We start from the raw sequence: 25,266 nt of genomic DNA, 5'->3' as shown, positions 1-25,266 counted from the left end.
AACCAGAACCGCTGACTAAGGTCGGCGGTTTTTTGTTTACGCCAAATGAACGAACATGGTAAACACCTTTCGCTAGAACAGTATCCTTGATATAATGGGAGTTGCCGTTTTAGCTCAGCAGGTAGAGCACTTCCATGGTAAGGAAGAGGTCATCGGTTCAAATCCGATAAACGGCTTGTCAGGGATACTTGTTTGCTAGAGAGAAATAGACAATAAGAGGATATATTTTTTTACGGTGATTATGCAAAAAAGGCTAGTCAAACCCTACGCGCCGTAGTATACTAATTAAGTTGTCTATTACAGCACATCGTTTTCGGGAAGTAGCTCAGCTTGGTAGAGCACCTGGTTTGGGACCAGGGGGTCGCAGGTTCGAATCCTGTCTTCCCGATTGAATAACATTTTGCCGGAGTGGCGGAACTGGCAGACGCGCTGGACTCAAAATCCAGTGTCCGTTGAGGACGTGTGGGTTCGAACCCACCTCCGGTATCATAAAAAAACGACGAACCCAGAAAGGGTCTCGTCGTTTTTGTGTTTTGAATTGCGCCATTATTGTGACCAAAAACGGGTCGTCATTTTCTAATATACAGCTGATAATAAGCTGCGGCTGCTAGGCCTTGGCAGTATTGATCTTACCTTCATGTAACCACGTTAACAATTGATCAAATGGGACGAGCTCTGCTGTCACAAATTCATCAGCATCAAAATGGCGCGCAGTTTGGGTAGCAGGATCAAATCGGATCAACATTAAGGCTGCCGTTTGATCCATAAAGCCTTCAGAGGAGGTTACCGTTGTCATCTGTGACACTGATTCAGCAACGTAGCCTGTCTCTTCTTGAAACTCACGGGTGGCAGCTTGCTCAACGGTTTCGCCTTCGTTAACGATTCCAGCCGGCAAGGAGACAGAATCCGCATTAATGCCGACACGATATTCACTAGTGAGTACGACCTGCTCGTCAGGCGTCAGCGCGAGAATAGTGACTGTTGGGTCAGTATGAATAAGATCACGTTCAACCGTCAGCGCGTCCGGTGTTTTAATGTGGAGTTGGTGCACACTAAAAACGGGTCCCTGGTAGGCTTTGTTATGATCAATGATTTGTCCCTGTTGGTGCCATGTTTTAAACATAGAATGCCTTCTTTGCGATTAGTGTATAAGGGCATTGTACCACGCGTTGACAAAAAACAGCGGTGGGCGGTAAACTTGGTGGTACTGAGATTAAAATATAATGAGAATGGTTTAAGACGAACTCAGCGTCTTCAAAGGAAGAAGGGACAACAGATGCAATTTATTGGGGCGTTATGCCTGATTCTAATAGTCACGACGCTTGCCGGCCATTTTTGTAATCGAGTGGGCGTTCCAGCGGTCATTGGTCAGATTTTGGTTGGTATCGTCATCGGGCCTGCGATGCTAGGGCTTATACATAATACGACCATTGTGCAAGTATTTGCCAACATTGGTGTGATCCTATTGATGTTTATCGGTGGGCTTGAGAGTAATCTGACGTTGCTGCGTCGCTTTTTGAAACCTGCCATTATCGTGGCCGTTTGCGGTGTCATTATGCCCGTCATTTTGATGGGTGCGACTGCGGCAGTCGCATTTCATTATGACACCTTTACTGCTTGTTATATTGGGGTTGTTTTTAGTGCGACATCCGTTTCAATTTCAGTTGCTGTGCTTAGAGACTATCATGCACTCGATACTGCGGAGGGCGCGACCATTCTCGGTTCCGCGGTTGCTGACGACATTATTGGGGTCATTCTGTTATCCTTGATGATCAGTCTTTTAGGCGTGCGGGGAAACGGTGCTCATACGCAGTCACTTGGCATCGGCTGGATCCTTCTTGAACAGCTTGCGTTCTTCGGTGGCACATACCTGGTCGTTCGCTGGATCGCACCATACCTGATGGCGCTAAGCGAAAAATTGGTGATGAATGCCAGTGTCACGATTATGTCGATGGTGATTTGTCTTGGCATGGCTTATCTGGCTGACGTTGTTGGCTTAAGCGGCGCAGTTGGCGCTTTTTTTGCCGGCATTGCGGTGGCCCATACCCCGTATCGTGAAGTGTCGAAGCACATACTGAACCAATCGGTTATGCCGTCTTTATTCCGTTTTTCTTTGTCAGCATCGGGTTAAGTATGTCATTTACTTATTTAACTCAGGCAATTGCCCTAGTCGTGGTGATGACAGTACTTGCCTGTATCAGTAAATTCATTGGGTGCGGCATCGGTGCTGCGCTGACTGGGTTCAACCGACAAAGCAGCTTTGTGATCGGGGCCGGTATGATCTCGCGAGGGGAAATGGGCATGATCACTGCTCAAATTGGGTACCAAGCGGGGGTGCTATCACGACCCAGTTACTCGGCGTTTGTCGTTGTGATTATTCTGGCCACGATGGTGGCACCGTTTGCGTTAAAACAGGCGTTACGATTGTTACCTAAAAAACGGCAGCAACGTGTGGCATAATTTTGATTATAACTGGCGTAACAGCGGCCTATTTCATATCTCAGACGATATGAAATAGGCCGCTGTGTGTCATTTTGGGGTGGTTGCCGCGGTTCACAGGACCAACAAATCCCCGGTATCAGCCGGTATGCGTAAAATTCATCGGATTCTCACACGTCTTTATTGACAGCAGACCAAAATGCCACTAAAATTGTCCAAGCATTAAAAAAGAAAGAGGCGGTTTTTTGACATCGCAGGAACAGGCAAAAGAACAGCGACGCGTTGATTCGGTGGTTCATCAAATTACTGCCAGAATTAAAGACGTGACAACGGACTATGCGAAGGCTCGCGCAGAAATGAAGTTGGTCCAGGAAAATTACTCTGCCAACACTTCTGTGAACTACGTTGAATTGGATGACCGAATTGATACCTCGGCTGATCTGCAACAACAACGTGCCTTAGCATCACGATTGATTGAAAACGAACAGATCATTAAGGGCCAGTTGGACACCTATAAGGATCTGGGGGGCTCACCTTACTTTGGCAGGATCGATATTCAAGATCCTGGTGAATCGGGGGCTGACCGATTATATATTGGCACAGCATCATTTACAAATGAAGATCAGGACTTTTTAGTCTACGATTGGCGCGCACCAATCTCATCAGTTTACTATAACGGGACACTGGGTGATGTGGCCTACGATACGCCCGGTGGTCAGCAGTTGACGACACTTAAGAAAAAGCGGCAGTTTCTGATTGCTAAGGGTCAGATCGAAAGCATGTTTGATACCAACGAAACGGTTGGTGACGAGATGTTGCAGCATGTTTTTGGTGAACAAAATGACGAAACGATGCAGAACATTGTGGCCACTATCCAGCGTGAACAAAACGACATTATTCGCGATACGCGCAGTGATCTGTTAGTGGTTCAAGGCGTCGCGGGCTCTGGAAAAACGTCTGCGATTCTGCAACGGATCGCGTTTTTGCTCTACCACAGTCGAAAGGAACTTGAAGCTGACCAGATCGTGCTATTCTCACCTAATCGGTTATTTAGCCACTACATCTCAGATGTGTTGCCCAGTCTAGGTGAACGCAATATGCGACAGGTCACGCTTGCTGAGTTTCTTACCCAGCGGTTGCAAGGCTTAGATGTTGAGACCTTGTTTGACCGCTATGAGGATGAAGACAAAGTGACTGATGTTGACCGTGAGACGCGGAACTTTAAGGAGTCCGCAGACTACATGCATCAAGTTGCCGACTATTGTCAACACCTGACACAGGACCACTTTAAGTTTAATCATATTTATTTTGACGGTCAGATCTTCTTTAATAAGTCTGAAATCGAGGGCATATATAACAGCTTACCATCGCTGCAGCCTGCTGACCGGTTCTTGCGGACCAAAAACGCACTGATCAAGCGGCTGAAGTACCGGATCGGTGAGGAAGCTAAGTCGAAATGGGTCAATGAAGAAATCGACCAGATGTCTGACGAACAGTACCACGATTTACTCGGGTCAAAACGGCTACACGAGTTCCAAGAACTGGATGCTGAAGTGGCCTATATTGCCCGGAAAATCGTGACTAAGCGATTACGTGTTGTCTACGATGCCATTTACAACAACTATTTTCTTGATACGTACAGCCAGTACGCGGACTTTATGGATCAAATTGACCTACCGGATAACGTGGACGCAACAGCGTTTCAGAGCAGCCGTGACACCTTTTTGCAAGCCATTGAATTCCACAAATGTCCGTTAGTGGATACGGCACCGTTGCTTTATTTACGTGATATTTTAACCGGTGGCGGTCAGAATCACGCCATGAAGCATCTGTTTGTGGATGAAATGCAGGACTATACGATTGCCCAGTTGCAGTATTTGCACCACGCGTTCCCAAAGGCCAACATGACCTTCTTAGGCGATAGTGAACAAGCCTGTTTCGTGATGTTGAATCGCCAGAGACGCTGCTGAAAAAATTACGGGTAGCGTTCAATGTTCACCGGCCACGATTATTAAAACTCAATCGCTCGTACCGGTCGACACTGCCGATTACGACCTTCGCGAAGGCATTACTGCCTGATGGTGATGAGATCGAGGCCTTTAACCGGCCCGGTGATCTGCCACGCGTCATCATGCGGTATGATTTTGATAGCGGTATTGAAGCGCTGGAGCATCAGCTAAAAGGTCTTCAGGTCGACAATGGGATGGTTGCCATTTTGACAAAAAACTTGGCTCAGGCGCACGACGTTTATCAAAAGCTTCACCACAACCACGTGGATGTGAGTCTGATGACGGATGCCGACCGGTCACTGCCTAAAGGCATCCTGGTGTTGCCAATCTACCTTGGTAAGGGGCTTGAATTTGATGCCGTTGTGGCCTGGGACGTTTCAGCAACCAACTTTGCGGATGAACGCATGACGGGGACGCTGTATACCATTATCACACGGGCAATGCACCAGCTTGTACTGATCAGTATTGGGCCTGTTTCGCCACTGATCGCGACGGAGAGAATGCCCAAAAATGTGATGGCCATCGAGCACGAATTAACTTAGTGTGTGACATGCCATGGTTTCCAGAGCGGTTTTGACATCGTCTCGGGAAACCAGTAAAATAAGACCTATTAATAAACCTAAAATTCACTGGTGCATCAAAGCCGTTACTAACAGAGACATTGCCTTGTCTGAAAGCAATGACAACGGGTTAATTGGAGCCAGTTTAAAACGGAATTTGGGGTGCCTCCTTATCGGCAATGAGTGGTGACTGATTGTCACAATTTAGGTGGTACCGCGGTTAACGTCCTATTGCAGAAGCAATAGGGCGTTTTTTGAAAGGATGATAAAAATGAGTGACAAGAAAATTGTTTTAACGGGTGACCGACCAACAGGAAAGTTGCACATTGGGCATTACGTAGGGTCGTTAAAGAACCGGGTCAAGCTGCAAAACTCTGGGGAATTTGAAACGTTCATCATGATTGCCGATATGCAAGCGTTGACTGACAATGCGCGTGATCCAGAAAAAATTCGCCACAGCCTCTTACAGGTGGCATTGGATTACTTAGCTGTCGGTATCGATCCAGCCAAATCCAACATTTTAGTGCAGTCGCAAATTCCAGCGTTAACGGAACTGACTGAATTTTATTTGAACCTGGTGACTGTGTCGCGTTTGGAACGGAACCCAACCGTGAAGACTGAAATCAAACAAAAGAAGTTTGGTCAAAGTGTGCCCGCTGGCTTCTTTACGTATCCTGTCAGTCAAGCTGCTGATATCACTGCCTTCAAGGCCACCACGGTTCCCGTTGGCGAGGACCAGGAGCCAATGTTGGAACAAACCCGTGAGATCGTGCGGAGTTTCAATAACATTTATGGCGATATTTTGGTCGAACCTGAGGGCTACTTCCCAGAAGAGGGACAGGGTCGTATTCCTGGCTTGGATGGCAACGCTAAGATGAGTAAGTCATTGGACAACGCCATCTATCTGTCAGACGATGCCGATACAATTCAAAAGAAGGTCATGTCGATGTACACTGACCCGACCCACATTCACGTGGAAGATCCTGGTCACATCGAAGGCAACACTGTGTTCACTTACCTGGATATTTTTGGCGATGATACCGATAAAATTGCTGATTTGAAGGCACAATATCAACATGGCGGTCTTGGGGATGTTAAAATTAAGCGATACCTCAATGACGTGCTGCAGGCAACGTTGAAGCCAATTCGCGAACGTCGCGAACAGTTTGAACAAGACCCTGCCGGCGTTTACCAAATTTTGAAAGACGGCAGTGCTCAAGCTAACGTTGTGGCCAACCAGACGTTAACGGAAGTCCGCAATGCCATCGGTGTTAACTACTTCGACTAGTATCGGAAGGGAAGTCCGCGTATGGATAACTTAGTGATTGTCGATTTAGGATCAAATTCGGTTCGGATGACGATTAATGAGGTTCACCCGGACAAAACGTTTCATGAATTGGTGCGCTATAAGGAAGACTCACGATTATCAGAGGGTATGGGGCCGGAAAAACGGCTGCAGGAGACCGCTGTTAGTCGCACAATCGAGGCGCTTAAATCTTTTAAGACGCGCTATGAGAAACTCCCGAACCTGACCGTTAAAGCAATCACAACGGCGGCGGTTCGGCAGGCTAGTAACCAACAAGAATTCTTGGACCGCGTTAAGCGCGAGGTCGGACTCACTTTTGATGTGTTGTCCGGTGACGACGAGGCCTTTTACGATTACCTGGGCGTGATGAACCGGTTACGTGTTGAGGATGCGCTGATGATCGATATTGGCGGTGCCAGCATGGAAATGGTTAACATTCGTGATGGTAAGGAAAGCAATTTGATCAGCATTCCTTTTGGTGCAGTCAATCTTTCGGAACAATTTCACCTAAATAACCAGATCAAGGCTGCGGACTTTTTTGACGCAAACGTGTTTTTACGCCGGCGGTTAAAGGATATCTGGTGGCTGTCGGAAGCGAGAACCAAACCGTTCATTCTCCTGGGCGGGGCGAACCGCTCCCTCGCACGGATGAGTCGACGCCAGCAGCAGATCCTGCACGTGGAAGCGATTCACGGGTATCAGCTCAGTACAAACGAGGTTTTCCAGCTCTATACCAACCTGTTGCGCAAAAACCTGGCCCAACGAAGACAAATTTCAGGCCTGGAACCAGACCGCGCAGATATTATCGTGGGCGGTATCATGCCACTAGTGTTATTGCTACAAATGCTGGACTCCGACCGCGTTATCTTTTCGGAGAGCGGTGTGCGTGAGGGGATTATTCATGCGTATTTGGAGGGCTAGAGCGTGGAACAAGGCGGTTTAGGGGCGGTGTGTAAGGGACGATGGGCGAAAAGTCCGGTCCTGACTTTTTGCCCATCGTCCCTTACACGTTAGCCCCGTGCCTTGTGGAACGCGTTTCGACACGGTAGCCGAGAAAGCCAGCATTGACAGAAGTGCCTGAACTTGGCACTTTGCCAGAGTACCTTACATGGCCACCCTTGCCTGTGTAACGCATTTCGGCGCAGTAACCAAGAAAGTCACCGCAACGAAGCGGATTTACAACAACTAAATTAATTTTCGACAACAACTCTTGAGGATCATTCCAAATGCCTCAAACTCACAAGAAGGATTAAAGATCATGGCAAGCTCATTTTCACATTTCTATAAACGTGACGCACAGGAACGGCTTCAGATCATTGCTGACCATTCCGGCTTAAGCGACGCCCAAAGCGCGCAGTTAGTTTCACGTGCAGCGCAGGGTGACGCGAAGGCATTGATTGAAAACTACCTAACAGCTTTTCAGCTGCCTGAAGGGGTGGCGGTTAACTTTCAAATTAACGATCACGATTACGTGGTGCCAATGGTGACAGAAGAACCGTCTGTCATTGCCGCTGCCAGCAATGGCGCTAAAACCATTGCGGACGCTGGCGGGATTCAGGCTGAAGTGAAGTCGCGGTTACTCATGGGGCAGATCGTCCTCAGTGATGTGAAGGTGTTTGCTTCCATTGATGACTGGGTGGCGCTGCACACGGATGAACTGCTTGAGGTGGCGCGAAAAGCCCACCCAACCATCGTGTCCCGGGGTGGCGGTCCACGCTCGATCCGGACGCGTGACCTTGGCGAAGGCTATGTGTCCATTGACCTTTACGCAGATGTAAAGGCCGCGATGGGGGCGAACATGCTAAACACAATGCTGGAAGCGATGGCTGAGGTCATTCAAACCAAGTTGCATCACACCACGTTATTTAGCATCTTATCCAATACGGCCGATCAGAGTTTGGCGACAGCACCTGCAGTATTCCGGTGACGGCACTTAAAAATGCAACGCAGTCCGGTGCTGATGTGGCGGTGCGCATCGCTTCGGCGAGTCGTGTTGCCCAGTTGGATCCCTACCGCGCGGTGACACACAATAAGGGCATCATGAACGGTGTTGATGCGGTGGTGATTGCCATGGGCAATGACTGGCGTGCTATTGAAGCAGCCGCCCACGCGTTTGCGGTGGTTGATGGCCAATATCGCGGCCTCAGTACCTGGACCGTGCAGAATGATCAGCTGTTGGGGCAATTAACGTTACCGTTACCCGTTGGCACAGTTGGCGGGGCTACTAAGGTGTTGCCTGTGGTGAAAATCAACCAGCAAATTGCCACCGTTAAGACCCCGGAAGACTTAATGATGATTATCGTTTCAGTCGGGTTGGCGCAAATTTGCTGCGCTCAAAGCGCTCGTGACAGATGGCATTCAAAAAGGCCATATGAAAATGCAACTGCGGTCCCTAGCCTTGAGCGCCGGTGCAACGGTCAATGAGCTAAAACCGATGGTGGCTTATCTCAAGACCCTGAGCGACCCAACAGCGGCAGCTGCCGAGACAAAATTAAAAGAACTTAGAACTCAAATAAAGGATGACAACGATGCAAAACATTGAAATTAATGACCAGGTGCAATCCCTGTTAGATGCGACCAACGCCATTTTCCCAGGCAAGGTTGAACTTCAATTTATTGGCCAATTGCAGGCCGGTTACGTGCGTCACGACCAGGCGCAAACGGTTCAGGACAAAGACCATATCATGGTGCAAGTCAGTGATCTCACAGCACCAAACTACACGGCGTCTCACGAGCTGCTGCACCTGTTGATGACATTGCGGGGATTCCCACAGGTCTACTTTGCGGTCTCAATGGGCAACGATACGCTGGATGAACAAATGATGATGCTGGCGACGGAACTTTACGATATCGTGGCACACCAGGTTGTTGTTTCAGAACAACGCAAACACGACTTGATCGACGACACCGTTGAGGCTGAATATCTAAAAGGGGTTCAGGCAACGATCAAACCGGAACCGGATCCCGTGGATGATCAAATGACATTACGGTTAATGACGGTCTTGGACGCCTGGTCTTCTTTGGCGATAATGAACAGGTCAAGGCGCAATTTGCCAAGGACTATCCCGTCACGTTACCAGCAGCGCAGAAATTGTACGACGTGATTACGGAAAAACCAGTGGATTCACCATTTACACTTCGTCGTAACGTGGTCAAGCTCTTCAAGGCCTTTGATGATCAGCTTCAAAAATGGGGCTTCCCAGCACTAAATAATCAGGAATTTACAACGTTGACGAGTGTGTTGTCTGAGCGCCAGTTGCGGTTGGAAGTACGGCAGTTATTTGAACTGTTCCACTCTGACATGGTCGATATTAAGACTAAGCGTCGCGCGTATGTTGGCATTAACCGAGCAGATAGACAGAATTCCTTTGTGATTTCGGCACCTAAACCGGATGATGACACGCCAGATTACTACAAGGATATCTACGACATGACAGTCGCTGACCTGTTTAAAAAGATGGAAATGCCTTACATTATTCGCTAGGAGGTCGCACAATGGATGTTGATGTTCAAGCACAGTTTGATCATGCCCACCATATCGTTTTCCTCACGGGAGCTGGGGTGTCAACACCTTCTGGCATCCCAGATTACCGGTCAACCAACGGCCTCTACACCGCGCACAAGAATGCGGAGTACTATCTTAGCCACACTTGTTTGACCAAGGAACCTGATGTCTTTTACAAGTATGTCACCGAAAATCTGTACAAACCGGACGCCAAGCCTAACGTGATTCATACTAAGCAAGCTACACTGACGCAACAGGATCGCGCAACGGTGGTGACACAAAATATTGATAATTTGTACCGAGTAGCCGATACGGAACACCTTGCTGAATTTCACGGGAATCTGTACAACGTGTACTGCCAAAAATGTGGACAGTCTGTTGACTGGCACGACTACCTCAAGAGCCCGATTCATGCTGACTGCGGCGGTACACTGCGACCCGATATCGTTTTATACGAAGAAGAGTTGAATGAAGCCAATATTCAAAACGCCGTTGATGCCTCGCAACAAGCAGATTTGGTGGTCATTACGGGGACGTCCATGCGGGTCTATCCGTTTGCCGGCTTGCTTGATTATCGCAATCCTAAGGCACCGGTTATCGTCGTGAACAACGAGAGACTGTCATTTGCGTTTCCCTATGAAATGGTGCAGATGGACGCCGCTGATTTTTATCAGCAACTGCGTGTTTGATTTTTGGATAATGATCCAGTGACCGGGAATACACAGCAGACATAACAGAACGTTGACCCGGTACGCTTGTGCTGGGTCAGCTTTGGGTTATGACGCAAATCGCGTGATGGAGGTGTTCAAGATGTCTGAAGAGACCATTCTTACTGAATTGAAACGCCTGTTGCGGCACATGCGACTGATGTCGATCGGTCAGGTAACTGCGGATACACTGATGTTGTACGGTTTGATTGTCACGCTGTTAGCAAAATCAGGGATGGTGGCCTTCCTTGGCGCATATTTGACGCAGGGGCACGCAATTGCTGTTGTGATCTTACTGGGGCTGATCGACCTGTGTTTTACAGGCGTGCGTTACAATGACCGCAGAACTGGTGCTGAATTGATCGAGGCGCTTGGTGACAAGCTTTCTGATGAGGCTGCTGCCATTGTCGCCCAGTTTAAACGATACAAGTGAGGTAACGTAATGATAACGATTGGGTTAACGACATGGAAGGAACATCCTGCGCTCATTAATGATGAGCAACGGGACGTCACCCTAACTGAATATGCGGCTGTGTTGCCGACTGTGGAAGTGGATACGCCGTTTTATGGCATACCGCGGGCCACAACGGTGACGAAGTGGCAGCAGATGGTGCCGGCCAACTTCCAGTTTATTTTAAAGGCCAATAAGGTCATGACAAAACATGATTATGGTTCTGATGAGGTCGATGAGGATGCGCGCAAACAAGCTTTCGTTGATTACAAAGAGATGATCAAGCCGCTTGTTCGTAAGCACCAGCTCAAGACCATCCTGTTTCAATTCCCGCCATTTTTCAGACGGTCAGCGGAAAATTTACAGTGGCTGTTTGAGATTCGTGACATGATGGGGAATCTGCCGATTGCGGTGGAGTTCCGAAATCCAAGCTGGTACGAGGAAACGTTGATCCCAGATCTCATGGACTACCTGACGCGGCTTCACATGACCCACGTTATTGTGGATGAACCCCACCGGTTAAACGACGGGGTGCCGTTAGTTGCCGACGCCACGACCCCCGAACTTGCGCTGTTGCGGCTTCATGGCCGTAACGAGAAGGGCTGGTTTGATCAGGGGAAAGACTGGCGCGGTAAGCGAACACTGTACCGGTATTCGGAAGCCGAACTCAAGCAGTTTGCGGCCGTCATCAACCAGCTTACGCCAAAGGTCAAAGAGGTCTGCATTATCTTCAACAATAATTCGAACCGCGATGCAGCACCCAATGCATTGGAACTTCAACGGATGATGGGCATTTCTTGGGATGGCTTGGGACTACAGCAGTTGAGCTTGTTTTGAGTGATTCAAAATAGCGTTTTAATGCCGCTCCGTTGCGCCGCTCGGCCCTTCAGGCTGAAGTGGGGTCGCTCTGGGGAGCTAGTGAAATGTCTTTGCAGGAGATCCACTCGAGAGCTGCGCAGCAGAAATCGAGTTAGCTCAGTCGCGAGCCACTACGACGGCCTGCCGAATTACGGAATGCAACGAACTTAGTCACCTAACATTAAGAAGGCCCAGTATGAGTTGTGGTGGACGCTCTCCTTCCCATAATGGTGTAACTTAGTGTGGCCCAATCCAGGTCAATCGGAGCAAGTAAGCGAGCAGAGACATTAACCAATAAGTCCTTGTAGGGACAATGAGCAGCACATAATAAAAAATCGCCCACAATCACGCTCTTTTTCCCAGAGTCTCGGGTGATAAACGGGAAATTATGCTATACTATTGGAGACTTTGTTCCTTAAACATTAAATAAAAATGGAACCATTTACTGAAAGGGGCCAAATTAAAACATGGCAGAAACTAAACCTACGTATTACATAACCACGCCGATTTACTATCCGTCTGGCAAGTTGCACATTGGAAACTCGTACACCACCATTGCGTGTGACACCTTAGCGCGTTACAAGCGTTCAACGGGGTACGATGTTTTCTTCCTAACTGGGACTGACGAGCATGGTTTAAAAATTGAAGAGAAGGCGGAGCAATTAGGAACTGATCCTAAGAGCTACGTTGATGAGATGGCCGCTGGCATCAAGGAACTTTGGAAGACGCTGGAAATTTCCAACACGAAGTTTATCCGAACAACGGACGATTATCATGAAGCCGCTGTTCAAAAAATCTTCCAACAACTTCAAGACCAGGGCGACATTTACCTTGGTGAATACGAAGGCTGGTATTCAGTTGACGACGAAGAGTACTTTACGGAGACGCAACTGGCCGAAGTTTACCGTGACGATAATGGTAAGGTGATCGGCGGGAAGGCCCCTAGCGGCCACGAAGTTGAGCTCGTGAAGGAACAGTCGTACTTCTTCAAGATGAGTAAGTACGCTGACTGGTTGTTGGCCTACTACAAGGCACATCCTGACTTTATCCAACCAGAAGCGCGGATGAACGAAATGATCAACAACTTCATCAAGCCTGGTTTGGAAGATTTGGCCGTTTCCCGGACAACATTTACCTGGGGTGTGCCGGTCAAATCTGATCCGAAGCACGTGGTTTACGTGTGGATCGATGCGTTGACCAACTATATTACGGCTTTGGGCTACGGGACGGACGACGATAGTCTGTTTAAGAAGTACTGGCCTGCTGACGTGCAGATGGTGGGTAAGGAAATCGTGCGGTTCCACACGATCTACTGGCCAATTATCCTGCATGCGCTGGGTCTTGAACTGCCAAAACAGGTCTTTGGTCACGGCTGGCTCTTGATGAAGGACGGCAAAATGTCTAAGTCAAAGGGGAATGTCATTTACCCTGAAACGTTAGCTGACCGCTACGGCTTGGATTCTGTCCGTTACTACCTGATGCGCGCAATGCCATACGGTAACGATGGGACGTTCACGCCTGAGGACTTTGTGGACCGGTTGAACTACGATCTGGCCAACGATCTGGGGAATTTATTGAACCGGACTGTTGCCATGATCAACAAGTATGAAGATGGTGTCTTACCAGCGTTTGAAGCTGGTGTGACCGATTTTGATGCTGATCTGGAAGCTGTTTCAGAGACCACGCTGGCCAACTACCACGATCTGATGGGCAAACTCCACTTTGCAGATGCCCTTGCTGAAGTTTGGAAGCTGATTGCACGGACCAATAAGTACATTGACGAAACGGCACCATGGGTTCTCGCCAAGAGTGAGGAAGCCGGCGATAAGGCGAAGTTAGCAGCTGTCATGGCCCACTTAGCAGCAAGTTTGCGGATGATTGCCTACCTGTTGAGTCCGGTGATGACACACGCTCCAAAGGAAATATTGGCACAGTTGGGCATCGAATACGATGCTGAAACAAACCTGAACGATCTGAAGTTAGCTGATTTGCCAGCTGGCAATAAGGTCGTTGCTAAGGGCACGCCAATCTTCCCACGGCGGGATGCGGATGAAGAAATTGAATTTATCGCCAACCAAATGACCAAGTCCGACAAGAAGAAGGGTCGGGCCGCCATGGAAGAGGCTAAGAAGCAGGCCAACGTCACAGGTAGTGGTGTTTGGAATCCCGAAGAAACTGAGTTGAACTTGGCTAAGAAGGAAGTTCGATTTGACGCGTTTGAAAAGATCGAACTGAAAGTGGCTGAGATCATCGATGTCCAACGGGTGGCCGGTGCTGATAAGCTCTTGCAATTCCGTTTGGATGCTGGTGACAGTGATGACCGTCAGATCTTGTCCGGTATTGCTGAATTTTACCCAGAACCTAAGGATCTTCTCGGCAAGAAAGTCATCATCGTGGCCAACTTGAAACCCCGCAAAATGCGTGGTCAAGTGAGTCAAGGAATGCTGCTTTCTTCTGAGGATGCGCAGGGTCACGTTCAACTAGTGACCGTTCCTGACAGTATTCAAAACGGGTCAACTGTCGAATAAGCAATTAAATGAAATAACTACTGAAGGGAGGGACGTGCAAGGCCACTTGATGACCGCGGACGGCCCTTTTTTCTTCATACTAGATTGGAGTAGGCGTTTATGAAAATCTTTGATTCTCACACTCATCTGAATAGTCCTGAATTCATTAACGACGTGCCAAAATTCCTGAAGCAGGCCGCCGATTTGGACGTTGTTAAACTAGTGAATGATGGGTCCAACACTGAGATGAATCAGCAGGCAATCGAACTTGCCCATCAGTATCCACAGATGTATGCGGCTGTGGGGTGGCATCCTGAAGATTCCAAGTTCTATGATCAGGACGCGGAAAAGGTGTTGGAAAAACAATTAACTGATGATCGGGTCGTGGCGTTAGGTGAAATCGGCCTCGACTACCACTGGGACAGCAGCCCTAAGGATGTGCAGCAACGGGTCTTTAAGCGCCAAATTGAAATTGCTAAAGCGTATGGCAAGCCAATTGTGGTGCATAACCGGGACGCATTTGAAGATACCTACCGGATTATTAAGTCCGTCGGCATTCAGGATATTGGTGGTGAAATGCATAGCTTTAACGGTGACCCAGAATGGCTCAAAAAATTTTTGGACCTCGGCATGACCATTTCGTACAGTGGTGTCGCAAGTTTTAAAAACGCCCATGAGGTGCATGACGCTGTTCGCGCGACCCCGCTTGACCGGATGATGGTTGAAACGGATGCCCCGTATTTGACGCCCGAACCGCACCGTGGCGAACAAAACCAGCCCGGGTTTACACGCTACACGGTGGAAGCCATTGCTAAGGAACGAGAGACGACGCCCGAGGCGATTGCGGCCGCAACATGGACGAATGCCCACCGCTTTTTTGGGATTAAGGAGAGCTAGTGAAAAAAATAGAGGAAGTCATTGTCGTTGAAGGCAAGGACGATACCAAAGCCATTGCCCGCGCGGTGAACGCGGACACGATAGAAACGCGCGGATCAGCAGTTCCGGAAGATATTTTGGACCTGATCGAGACCATTTCACAACAGCGCGGCATCATCATTTTTACTGACCCTGATTTTTCAGGTGAAAAAATTCGTAAGATCGTGTCGGAGGTCGTCCCGAACGCGAAACACGCGTTTTTGCCCAGAAGTGAAGGTGTTCCAGAGAAGGCGGGTGGTTCGCTGGGCGTTGAACATGCGTCACCGGAAGCAATTCGGGAGGCGCTGGCGAATGTTTATACTGAAACGGACGCCGCACCGCAAACCATTACGCGGGCGGACCTCGTTAAAGCCAGATTGATTGGCGTTCCCGAGTCTAAGGCCCGGCGTGAAGCGCTTGGTGAGGCACTGCGAATTGGCTATGTAAACGGGAAACAACTCCTAAAACGACTTCAGATGTTCCAAATTTCCGACACGGTATTTTGGCAAGCCGTTGCGCAACTTGATCAGGGGGAAAACTAGTATGAAAACACCACTTATTGCCAGTCCGGCACGGACACAGGCCATCATTAACCGTTACCGACTGCCCATTAAAAGAGTCTGGGTCAAAACTTTTTGACGGATATCAACATTCTTGAGCACATTGTTCAGGCTGCTGACCTCACTGAGAAAGACAACGTGATTGAAATTGGTCCAGGCATTGGCGCGTTAACAGAATTTTTAGCCAGAGTGCCCACCAAGTCATGGCGTTTGAAATTGATGACCAACTGATTCCAGTCTTAGATGATACGTTAGCGCTCTACGATAACGTGACGATCGTGAATGAAGATATTTTAAAGGCGAACCTGCCGCAACTGATCAAGGATAATTTTGATGCCGATCGGCCGTTAAAATTAGTGGCCAACCTGCCATATTACATTACGACACCGATTTTGCTGTCTGTGCTGCAGTCTAGCATGCATTTTGATAACATCACCGTCATGATGCAAAAGGAGGTCGCTGACCGGTTAGTTGCCGTGCCAGGGACTAAGGCATACGGCTCGCTGTCGATTGCGGTGCAGTATCGGTCGACACCCGAAGTCGCCTTTACGGTGCCGCGAACAGCGTTTATTCCACAACCTAACGTTGATTCCGCCATCATTACGATGACGGACAGAGCGGCCTTTGATCCGGCGCCGTTTGACGAATCCGTGTTCTTTAAGTTCGTGAAGGGGTGCTTCATGCACCGCCGAAAGAGTTTTTGGAACAATTTGTTGGCCATTTTCGGGAAGGACGCCGACGTTAAAGCCCAACTCACGGATGTGTTAGAAAAAGTGCACGTGTCACCTCAAATTCGATCGGAAAAATTAACCATCGAGACCTTCATTTTATTGACTAACACCTTACACGACGAGGGGTTACTATAAGTCAGCAAAAAAACTTGTTGAAAATAAATGATTGTGGTATAATATTGACTTTTTTGTGAAACGGGCGTAAAATGTTTCACGAGGGGTGAGATCATGCCAACAAGTTTAGCAGACATTAAGGACCGACTCGATCATCGTATCGGGGAGGAACTTATGGTTATTTCCCAGGCGGGCCGTAAGAAGACAACGGAACGTCATGGCATTTTGAAGGAAACCTATCCAGCAGTCTTTGTCGTTGATCTGGATCAGGACGAAAACTCCTTCGAACGTGTTTCGTACAGCTACACGGATATTCTGACTAAGAACATCCAAGTCGATTTCGACGAGGCTGCCAACGAATAAGGCAAATAAAAAGGTGATTCTACCAGATGGTGGATCACCTTTTTATTTTGCCTTATTTTTGGATTGAGCTGGCAGGTCGCTTCGTTGCGCCGTTCTGCCCTGCAGGCTGTGGTGTCATGAAACTGTTAATCAATCGTTAGCAGTGACTAGCACATTTTGAGAAGCATTGCTGTCAGTGATCTTACCCGCAGTCAAGCGGATTCTCTATGAACTTGGTTTAACGCCATTGTGATGTTTAACCAATGGTAAAAATTAAGCTCAATGTTAGTGGAATGGAGCAATTTGGCACGGAGTCGTGGTGTCGACATCAGTTAGCGACCGTACTGTGGTCGGTTACTGATGTGCGAGACGATGGAGATCCATTCAGATGGCGCACAGCGACAGCTGAATTAGCTTCATCGCGAGCCACTACGCGGAGTGCCAAATTGCGGAATGCAACGGACTATCACTTGGAAAAGACAAAAATAGACATCTACTTACATAATTAACGCCGTCCATTCCTAAATTATCGCTGAAGTTACCGCAAGTTTTGTCATTTGATACCTGTTTCGAGTATAATATCAGTAATTACTTTGAAGGTGTCCCGGAATGAGACATGACAATAAGGGGCGACCTTTTCGAGAATTTAGGTGAGAGCACTCATGAAAATAGTGGAGAAAGCAGCGGCTAAGGTCAACCTTGGCTGGACACCACGTACCGTCACGATGATGGCATGCCAGAATGGAATATGGTGATGACGTCGATCGACCTGGCGGACTACGTGGAGGTTCGCGATACCGGCAGTCAGAACGTGAAAGTCACGTCTGACTCTGGGTTTCTACCAAGTGACCAGCGTAACCTGGCTTATCAGGCAGCGACGTTGTTGCAACGGACGTGTCACGTTAAGCGTGGCGCGGCAATCAGAATCAAGAAGAACATCCCCGTTGCGGCGGGGCTTGGGGGCGGTTCATCCGATGCAGCTGCGGTGCTGCGGGCACTGAACCAGCTGTGGCATCTGGACTTGTCCTTGAAAGAACTGGCGACGATTGGCTTAAAAGTCGATTCAGATGTGCCATACTGTGTGTACAGTAGAACGGCACACGTTACCGGTGTTGGTGAAGAAATCCGAGTGTTAGAGCCAACCCTCGACCCAATGTGGTTGGTGTTGGCAAAGCCAAACGTCAGCGTTTCGACCCCCAGTATCCTGCGACAGATCGAGTACGAGTCCCTCGAACATCCAAATATTTCGGGGGTGCTCGAGGCAATTGACGCAGGTAGTTATGACCAACTGGTGGCGACTGTGGGCAACGCTCTTGAACCGATTTCGGCTGGGCGTTACCCGGAGATCAGACAAATTAAATCCCGTATGAAGGCCTATGGGGCGCCGTGTGCGCTCATGAGTGGGACTGGGCCGACAGTGTTTTCAATTTTTAACAAACAATCACGAGCAAACCGCGTATTTAATAGTATTCGGGGCTTTTGTTCCGAAGCATATCTGGTCCGCTCACTATAAGGAAGTGCAAGATGACAGCAAAATGGGTAAAAATAACGGCAGCAGCGGTTGCCGGTAGTGCAGTCAGCATGATTGGTGCCAGTTGGTTAGCGTACGAACAAGCCACGCACGTGACGAACCGGCAAAAGGAAAAGTGTAAAGAATTAGCCATTTCAGAAAACACGCCAGACGATAACGTATGGTACGTGAAACAACCACTGGTTGAGTGGCGACTGAACTCGGCCGATGGGCTTCTGTTGCGGGCCAGTTTTATTCCCGCAAAGTCGGATCACCGGAAAGTGGTTATTCTGGCGCACGGAATCAACCACGCTCGTGAGCAAATGATTCCTTACGCGCGCTGGTTCCACGAGCATGATTACCACGTCTTGATGCCGGACGCTCGGGCGCAGGGTGAGTCGGGCGGTCACACAATTGGTTTCGGCTGGGCTGACCGTCTTGATTATCAAGCCTGGGTCAACCAGGTCATCACAACCCTTGGCGACGACGTTGAGATCGTTTTGATGGGTATCAGTATGGGTGCTGCGACCGTTATGGCGGCTACCGGCGAAGGATTGCCGGATAACGTCAAGGCCGTTGTGGCAGACTCTGGATTTCAGTTGGTCTATAAAATGGCAAAGCACATTGTTCGCACACAGTATCACTTGCCGACGTTCCCGCTGGTTCAAATTGCGGATCGTATTTCGCAGCTTAAGACTGGGACCGCTGGGTTGAAGAAAACATTGGTGAGCAGCTGCAGAAGTCCGATATCCCAGTGCTGTTGATTCACGGTGAACAAGATGAAGTCGTGCCGGTCAAGGATGTGGACGTGTTATATCGCGCCTTACAAGGACCAAAGCAACGGTATGTCGACCCAACAGCAAATCACGTGCAAGCTTACAGCAATGACTCAGAACGGTATTGGCAGACGGTGAGCGATTTCTTAGAGGAACATGTTAAAGCCTAAAGAAAGCGTTACATTCAGTAATCCTTGCGAAAAACAATTGACAATTGACAGGATTGCTTTAAAATAAAATAGTAATCATTACGATTAAACAATTAAATAGCATTTCGGTGCTATTTTTGATTAAAGGGGGCTATCGGCAAATGGCTGATACCATTCTGAAACTCAACGACTTATCGTTTTCATTTCCTGATAAGCCAGTGTTCTCACACTTGAACTATGACCTGACAGCCGGCACCTTCTTGAGTATTGTCGGTGAAAACGGGGTGGGGAAGACCACCCTGATGCGAATGGTCCTACAAGAACTGAAACCATCAAGCGGATCGGTCGACTTTTTACCGAGTCGCCAGGCTGTCAATGTGGGGTATGTCCCGCAGTTTCGTAATATTGATATGGAGTATCCGCTGTCCATTGAAGACTTTGTGAGTTTGAATCAAGCCGGGTTTAAACTGCCATGGCGCTCTCGTGAGGAAAAACGGCGGGTTCGCCAAATTCTTGATGAAACGGGATTAGCGGGGGTGTGCAAGCGCCCGCTCGGGGAGGCCTCTGGTGGCGAAAAACAAAAGGCCTACCTGGCACAAGCACTCCTGGATGAACCGAACCTTTTGATCCTCGATGAATCGACTGCGAGTTTGGATCCAATCGCTAAAAACGAGCTGCTGACACTTGTTAAGCAGATCAACCAGGACCAGAATTTGACGGTGATCTTTATCACCCATGATATTCCGCTGGCACGCCAATATGCGGATAGCTATTTATTCTTGAAGCCTGACCATTATGAGTCAGGACTAATTGCTGATTTGACGGATGAAAAAGTGGGGAGAATGAACAATGTTTAGTTACTCGTTTATGCAAAACGCATACATGGCTGGGACGCTGATTGCCATTATTTCAGGCATCATGGGCGTGTTTGTCATCGCACGAAACATGTCCTTTCTGACCCATATACTATCGGAAATTGGGTTTGCCGGTGCGGCCTTTGGTATCTTCATGGGCTGGCAGGCACTGAACGGCATGTTGCTGTTTACGACCATTAGCTCGATTGGCGTTGGTGAGTTAGGGGCGAAGTCGTCCCGGCGAGAAAATTCGATTACGGCAATCTCGGCGTTGGCGATTGGTCTGGGCATCCTGTTCTTATCGCTTGCCAATAGCAATGCCAGTTACGCGACAGGCATTCTATTTGGGAGTGTCATTGGCATCAGCCGGCAAAATGTGATTCAGATGTCACTGCTTTCTGCTGGTGTGCTGATCTGCTTACTCGTTATCTATCGTTTTTTGAAATTTGACTCATTTGACCCAATTGGTGCCAGGGTGGAAGGCCTTTGGACAAGAACCATGTCTGTGATTTTCTTGGTGCTACTGGCCTTTTCCGTTAGCGTTGCGGCTCAAATCGTCGGTTCACTGCTGATTTTTATCTTACTGACGCTGCCAGCTGCAGCTGCAAAGTACTTCGTGCACTCGGTCGGGGCCATGGCAGGCCTGGCTGTGTGCTTCGCACTGTTAGGCGTTTGGCTGGGCCTGTACCTAAGCTACGTGACCAACTGGCCAGTCAGTTTCTTTATCAGCGTGATCGAAGTTATCTGCTACTTTAGTGCCCTGATGTATAATCGGGTTCGAAGCTAATGAATTGAACAATTAGATAGGGACTGAACGCTCGATTGCGCTTGGTCCCTTTTTTGATTAAAAAAGCGCGAATACTAGACCGGCATACAACTCAGTTTTATGACGTTGCATTTCCGAGGAAGATTTTGGGAATAATTTTTCAACTCAGTCTTAGCAAGGCGATGAAACGCTATTGGCGATTAAAAATCATGCCGCTTAAGATCAAACGTGAGAAGCATCACTCTTAGGGAGCGAGATGCAGTCGAGGGCGGATTTCTCCGCAAACTGGTGTTGACTGCATCTTGATGCTTAGCTGAAGATGACAAGAAGCTCAAGGTAAGTGGAATGCAGTAATTTGGCACGGGGCTGTGGTGTCGACATCAGTTAGCGACCGTATTGTGGTCGGTTACTGATGTGCGAGACGATGGAGATCCATTCGAGAGCTGCGCAGCAGAAATCGAATTAGCTTCATCGCGAGCCACTACAGCCCCGTGCCAAATTGCGGAATGTAACGGACTACTCTCCCAATGTAAAGGGTAGTAGTGACACAGAGATGGCACCAAAAGCCGGATTTTGAAAATAATCCAGTGATAAAATCATGAGATTAGCGGATTAGTAGCGTAAAACACGAACGTTTATGCTAAAATGGGTAAGAGTTTAAATCCAACGTATTGCATTATGGGAGGAAACAAAGTGAAAGTTAGAAGAAGCGACCGGCTAATTGATATGACCCGGTACCTATTGGAGCGGCCACATCAATTAGTTTCGTTGACCTTTTTTTCGGAACGCTATGAGTCAGCTAAGTCTTCAATCAGTGAAGATTTAACCATTTTAAAACGGACATTCCGCACGCGGGGCACGGGTCTGTTAGAAACCGTTCCTGGTGCAGCGGGTGGGGCACGGTTTATTCCGTACATCACCAAGAATGAAGCTAGCCAGTTCGTCGATGATATGATTACTGCCTTGTCGGAGGAATCACGGTTCCTGCCAGGCGGGTACGTCTACATGTCTGATCTGCTGGGCCGGCCTAACGTTTTAAGACAGGTCGGTCGCATCGTTGCTACCCAGTACCTCCACGAAACGGTGGACGCTGTGATGACCGTTGCCACAAAGGGGATTCCAATTGCTCAGGGCGTTGCTGAATCCTTGAACGTGCCATTTGTCATTGTGCGCCACGATTCTCAAATTACTGAGGGGTCGACCGTGAGCGTGAACTACGTTTCCGGGTCGAGCCAACGAATCGAAAAGATGGCCTTATCAACGCGAAGTCTAAAGCCGGGGTCACGGGTGTTGATAGTGGACGACTTTATGAAGGGCGGCGGCACTATCGGCGGGATGCAATCCCTTGTTAAGGAATTTAATTCCACGGTTGTTGGCGTTGCTGTCTTCGCTGAGGGCGCCTTTGAAGGCACCTCAAAAGTACCGGACTACACCTCATTATTGAAAATTGATGCGACGACTGACCATGTTGAAGTCACCCCTGGGAACTTTGCGGATCAGATCTACACACCAGATCGCATGAGTGAATTAAAAAAATAAGGAGACTTGATTGGTAAAATGAGCACGAGAAATACGATTATTTTAGCTGCTGGTAAGGGTACCCGGATGAAGTCCAAACTGTACAAGGTCCTCCACAAAGTTTGTGGCCGGTCCATGGTGGATCACGTGTTGACCCAGGTTGAAAAAACCAACATGAACCGAATTGTGACCGTTGTCGGTTATGGTGCCGAAAAAGTCGAAGAAACGTTGCATGACCGCACTGAGTACGTGTTACAAAAAGAACAGCTCGGTACCGGCCATGCCGTTTTACAGACGGAACCGTTGCTGAAGGACCAGGATGGCACCACACTCGTTGTGAGTGGCGATACCCCGCTTTTTCAAGCCCAAACTTTTGAGAACCTCTTTAAATATCACGAAGCTAAGAAGGCCATGGCTACCGTTCTAACCTCCAAGGCACCAGACCCAACCGGTTATGGTCGGATCGTACGGAATGATGTCGGCATTGTTGAAAAGATTGTCGAACAAAAGGACGCCAGTGAAAAAGAACAAGAAATCGATGAAATTAACACAGGTGTCTATGTGTTTGATAACAAGGCCCTGTTTGCTGCGCTGCATGAAATCAAAAATGATAACGCCCAGGGAGAATATTACCTGACCGATGTAATCGAAATTTTGAAGAACCAGGGTGACATTGTGGCCGCTTACCGGATGAACTCCTTTGAAGAATCAATGGGGGTCAACGACCGGGTGGCCTTGTCAAAGGCAACCAAGGTCATGCAGCGCCGGATCAACGAAACCCACATGCGCAATGGCGTGACCCTGATCAATCCTGAAGACACCTACATTGACGTCGACGTTAAGATCGGTTCTGACACCATCGTTGAACCCGGCGTGTTGCTGAAGGGCAAGACGGTGATCGGCGACGACTGTCTCATTGGCGCCCATTCAGAAATTCACGATTCAACCATTCATAACAATGTCACCGTCACGTCTTCCTACATTGAGGATTCTGAAATGGACGAGGACAGCAACATTGGCCCCATGAGTCATTTACGGCCAGAGTCTAAAATTGGGCAAAAAGTGCACCTTGGTAACTTTGTGGAAGTTAAGAAAGCCACCATTGAAGAGGGCACCAAGGTCGGTCATTTGACGTACGTCGGGAACGCCCACCTCGGCAAACGGATCAACGTTGGCTGCGGGGTTGTTTTCGTGAACTACGACGGTGCTCATAAACATGACACAACTGTTGGCGACGACGCTTTATTGGCAGTAACTCAAATCTAGTCGCACCGTTGACCGTTGCTGACCATTCATTCATCGCAGCTGGTTCCACCATTACAGACGAAGTCGGTCAGTATGACATGGCCATCGCCCGTGCCCGTCAGACCAACAAAACTGGGTATTTTAAAAAGTTACCTTATGATCCAGAAAACGAATAAGGAATAAAAACTTGCCATGACGATTGTAAATAGCATAGAATAAAGTTAGAAATAAGCCATTTGGAGGATCCCATGTCAGAAAAATATAATGACCCAAAGTTGAAAATCTTTGCGTTAAATTCCAATAAGCCGCTCGCCCAACGCATTGCCGATGAGGTTGGCGTGGACTTAGGAAAAACATCAGTTGACCGGTTTAGCGATGGTGAAATTCGGATTAACATTGAGGAAAGTATTCGTGGTTGTCATGTGTACGTCATTCAATCAACGTCAGCACCCGTGAATGATAATTTGATGGAACTGCTGATCATGGTCGATGCCTTACGTCGGGCCAGTGCGGAAACCATTAACGTGGTGATTCCATATTACGGCTATGCGCGTCAAGACCGTAAGGCACGTTCTCGCGAACCAATTACTGCAAAATTGGTCGCTAACATGTTGGAAACAGCTGGTATCACGCGAGTCGTTGCATTAGATTTGCATGCGGCTCAGATTCAAGGATTTTTCGACGTCCCTGTGGACCATTTGATGGGTGCGCCTTTACTGGCGGACTACTTCATCAACCACGGGTTAGACGAAGACGCTGTTGTGGTTTCCCCTGACCACGGTGGTGTGACACGGGCAAGAGCTTGGCAGAATTCTTAGAGGCGCCAATTGCGATTATCGATAAGCGGCGTCCGCGGGCTAATGTGGCTGAAATCATGAACATCATTGGTGATGTGAAGGGTAAGCGGTGCATTATGATCGATGACATGATCGATACGGCCGGCACCATTACCTTGGGTGCCCAGGCATTGATCGATGCCGGTGCCAAGGAAGTCTATGCAAGCTGTACCCACCCAGTATTATCGGGACCAGCTATCGAACGAATCGCCAACTCACCAATTAAGCAGTTTGTGGTGACGGATTCGATCCAGTTACCAGAAGAAAAACAGATCGACAAGTTAAAGCAGATCTCAGTGGGTCCCCTGATTGGCGATGCCATCAAGCGAATCTATGAGAATAAGCCAGTAAGCCCATTGTTCCATAATCGGTTTCATGGGGCGGAATAGTGTAGAGTGTGTAGGAAGGGCGTTTAGGGTGCGGAGCATAAGTTACTTTCGGCATAAAATCCCGGTCTTGGATTTTGTGCCGGAAGTGACTTATGCAGTAGCACCCTGCCACTTCCGAAACACGTTTCGGCTAGATAAAAGAGAACCAGAAAATAAAGAAAAGCGGGATGCGCAAGCATCTCGCTTTTTAAGTTCTTGACCTGGAGTGTGTAGGAAGGT

The 25,266-nt window shown here is 48.5% G+C and carries 16 protein-coding genes, 3 tRNA genes and 8 pseudogenes; 25 read left to right on the top strand and 2 right to left on the bottom strand.

Features of this window, described 5'->3' with window-relative positions:
• Window positions 1–103 precede the first annotated feature (103 nt).
• The 3 genes from JCM11969_RS12370 to JCM11969_RS12360 all read left to right on the top strand — a co-directional run bounded on the left by JCM11969_RS12370 (window position 104) and on the right by JCM11969_RS12360 (window position 486).
• Window positions 104–176: transfer RNA gene (locus JCM11969_RS12370), tRNA-Thr, on the top strand.
• Window positions 177–314: 138 nt separating this feature from the next.
• Window positions 315–388 (top strand) — tRNA-Pro (locus JCM11969_RS12365).
• A gap of 14 nt (window positions 389–402) precedes the next feature.
• Window positions 403–486: transfer RNA gene (locus JCM11969_RS12360), tRNA-Leu, on the top strand.
• Between the two features lie 121 nt (window positions 487–607).
• On the opposite strand, the gene JCM11969_RS12355 is transcribed toward JCM11969_RS12360, so the two are convergent.
• Entirely contained in the window at window positions 608–1,123 is a 516-nt protein-coding gene (locus tag JCM11969_RS12355; protein ID WP_225353290.1) for an NUDIX hydrolase, read from the bottom strand.
• 153 nt (window positions 1,124–1,276) lie between these two features.
• On the opposite strand from JCM11969_RS12355, the pseudogene JCM11969_RS12350 reads away from it, so the two are divergent.
• The 22 genes and pseudogenes from JCM11969_RS12350 to JCM11969_RS12245 all read left to right on the top strand — a co-directional run bounded on the left by JCM11969_RS12350 (window position 1,277) and on the right by JCM11969_RS12245 (window position 25,047).
• A pseudogene (locus JCM11969_RS12350) lies at window positions 1,277–2,460 on the top strand (cation:proton antiporter).
• A 224-nt stretch (window positions 2,461–2,684) separates the two neighbouring features.
• Window positions 2,685–4,990 (top strand): annotated as a pseudogene (gene helD / locus JCM11969_RS12345) (RNA polymerase recycling motor HelD).
• Between the two features lie 289 nt (window positions 4,991–5,279).
• Window positions 5,280–6,296 (top strand): tryptophan--tRNA ligase, encoded by a 1,017-nt coding sequence (trpS, locus tag JCM11969_RS12340; RefSeq protein ID WP_054711646.1) that lies wholly within the window; start codon window positions 5,280–5,282, stop codon window positions 6,294–6,296.
• A gap of 21 nt (window positions 6,297–6,317) precedes the next feature.
• A complete protein-coding gene (locus JCM11969_RS12335; protein ID WP_054711645.1) occupies window positions 6,318–7,235 on the top strand; it encodes a Ppx/GppA family phosphatase in 918 nt (305 codons plus the stop codon).
• Window positions 7,236–7,572: 337 nt separating this feature from the next.
• Window positions 7,573–8,856 (top strand): annotated as a pseudogene (locus JCM11969_RS20470) (hydroxymethylglutaryl-CoA reductase, degradative).
• Window positions 8,843–9,798: pseudogene (locus tag JCM11969_RS12325) on the top strand (IpaB/EvcA family protein). The pseudogenes JCM11969_RS20470 and JCM11969_RS12325 overlap by 14 nt, the downstream one beginning before the upstream one ends.
• An 11-nt stretch (window positions 9,799–9,809) precedes the next feature.
• Window positions 9,810–10,508 (top strand): NAD-dependent protein deacylase, encoded by a 699-nt coding sequence (locus tag JCM11969_RS12320; protein ID WP_054711644.1) that lies wholly within the window; start codon window positions 9,810–9,812, stop codon window positions 10,506–10,508.
• A gap of 121 nt (window positions 10,509–10,629) precedes the next feature.
• Window positions 10,630–10,959, top strand: a complete 330-nt coding sequence (locus JCM11969_RS12315) for a hypothetical protein (RefSeq protein WP_054711643.1) — start codon at window positions 10,630–10,632, stop codon at window positions 10,957–10,959.
• A 9-nt stretch (window positions 10,960–10,968) separates the two neighbouring features.
• On the top strand, window positions 10,969–11,814 hold the full coding sequence (locus JCM11969_RS12310; protein WP_054711642.1) for a DUF72 domain-containing protein: 846 nt from the start codon (window positions 10,969–10,971) through the stop codon (window positions 11,812–11,814).
• Window positions 11,815–12,302: 488 nt separating this feature from the next.
• Window positions 12,303–14,363 (top strand): methionine--tRNA ligase, encoded by a 2,061-nt coding sequence (gene metG / locus JCM11969_RS12305; RefSeq protein ID WP_054711640.1) that lies wholly within the window; start codon window positions 12,303–12,305, stop codon window positions 14,361–14,363.
• A gap of 99 nt (window positions 14,364–14,462) precedes the next feature.
• The gene (locus JCM11969_RS12300) at window positions 14,463–15,239 is read left to right on the top strand and encodes a TatD family hydrolase (RefSeq protein ID WP_054711638.1); all 777 of its coding nucleotides are present in this window, start codon (window positions 14,463–14,465) and stop codon (window positions 15,237–15,239) included.
• Complete coding sequence (gene rnmV, locus JCM11969_RS12295) at window positions 15,239–15,799, top strand: ribonuclease M5 (protein WP_054711636.1); 561 nt, start codon at window positions 15,239–15,241, stop codon at window positions 15,797–15,799. Before JCM11969_RS12300 ends, rnmV begins: the two co-directional genes overlap by 1 nt.
• Before the next feature lies 1 nt (window position 15,800).
• Window positions 15,801–16,683, top strand: a pseudogene (gene rsmA / locus JCM11969_RS12290) (16S rRNA (adenine(1518)-N(6)/adenine(1519)-N(6))-dimethyltransferase RsmA).
• A 93-nt stretch (window positions 16,684–16,776) separates the two neighbouring features.
• Complete coding sequence (locus JCM11969_RS12285; RefSeq protein ID WP_054711634.1) at window positions 16,777–17,025, top strand: Veg family protein; 249 nt, start codon at window positions 16,777–16,779, stop codon at window positions 17,023–17,025.
• A 641-nt stretch (window positions 17,026–17,666) separates the two neighbouring features.
• Window positions 17,667–18,517: pseudogene (gene ispE / locus JCM11969_RS12280) on the top strand (4-(cytidine 5'-diphospho)-2-C-methyl-D-erythritol kinase).
• A gap of 11 nt (window positions 18,518–18,528) precedes the next feature.
• Complete coding sequence (locus tag JCM11969_RS12275) at window positions 18,529–19,278, top strand: alpha/beta hydrolase (RefSeq protein ID WP_054711632.1); 750 nt, start codon at window positions 18,529–18,531, stop codon at window positions 19,276–19,278.
• Entirely contained in the window at window positions 19,269–19,460 is a 192-nt protein-coding gene (locus JCM11969_RS19260; RefSeq protein ID WP_054711630.1) for a prolyl oligopeptidase family serine peptidase, read from the top strand. Before JCM11969_RS12275 ends, JCM11969_RS19260 begins: the two co-directional genes overlap by 10 nt.
• A 140-nt stretch (window positions 19,461–19,600) precedes the next feature.
• Window positions 19,601–20,296: a metal ABC transporter ATP-binding protein gene (locus tag JCM11969_RS12265; RefSeq protein ID WP_054711628.1), complete on the top strand. Its 696-nt coding sequence runs from the start codon at window positions 19,601–19,603 to the stop codon at window positions 20,294–20,296.
• Entirely contained in the window at window positions 20,289–21,080 is a 792-nt protein-coding gene (locus JCM11969_RS12260) for a metal ABC transporter permease (RefSeq protein WP_054711626.1), read from the top strand. Before JCM11969_RS12265 ends, JCM11969_RS12260 begins: the two co-directional genes overlap by 8 nt.
• 672 nt (window positions 21,081–21,752) lie before the next feature.
• The gene (gene purR, locus JCM11969_RS12255; RefSeq protein ID WP_054711624.1) at window positions 21,753–22,598 is read left to right on the top strand and encodes a pur operon repressor; all 846 of its coding nucleotides are present in this window, start codon (window positions 21,753–21,755) and stop codon (window positions 22,596–22,598) included.
• 18 nt (window positions 22,599–22,616) lie between these two features.
• Window positions 22,617–23,998, top strand: a pseudogene (gene glmU, locus JCM11969_RS12250) (bifunctional UDP-N-acetylglucosamine diphosphorylase/glucosamine-1-phosphate N-acetyltransferase GlmU).
• A 72-nt stretch (window positions 23,999–24,070) separates the two neighbouring features.
• Window positions 24,071–25,047, top strand: a pseudogene (locus JCM11969_RS12245) (ribose-phosphate diphosphokinase).
• Window positions 25,048–25,070: 23 nt separating this feature from the next.
• Here JCM11969_RS12245 and JCM11969_RS19255 read toward each other — a convergent pair.
• Window positions 25,071–25,266 (bottom strand): hypothetical protein (locus JCM11969_RS19255; protein ID WP_225353289.1); only part of this gene is annotated, 196 nt, incomplete at its 5' end.

Source organism: Secundilactobacillus paracollinoides DSM 15502 = JCM 11969 (genome assembly GCF_001311135.1).
In the GTDB taxonomy this organism is placed as follows: domain Bacteria; phylum Bacillota; class Bacilli; order Lactobacillales; family Lactobacillaceae; genus Secundilactobacillus; species Secundilactobacillus paracollinoides.
The sequence above is the reverse complement of the archived record's forward strand: the minus strand, read 5'-3'. Positions and strand labels throughout refer to the sequence as shown.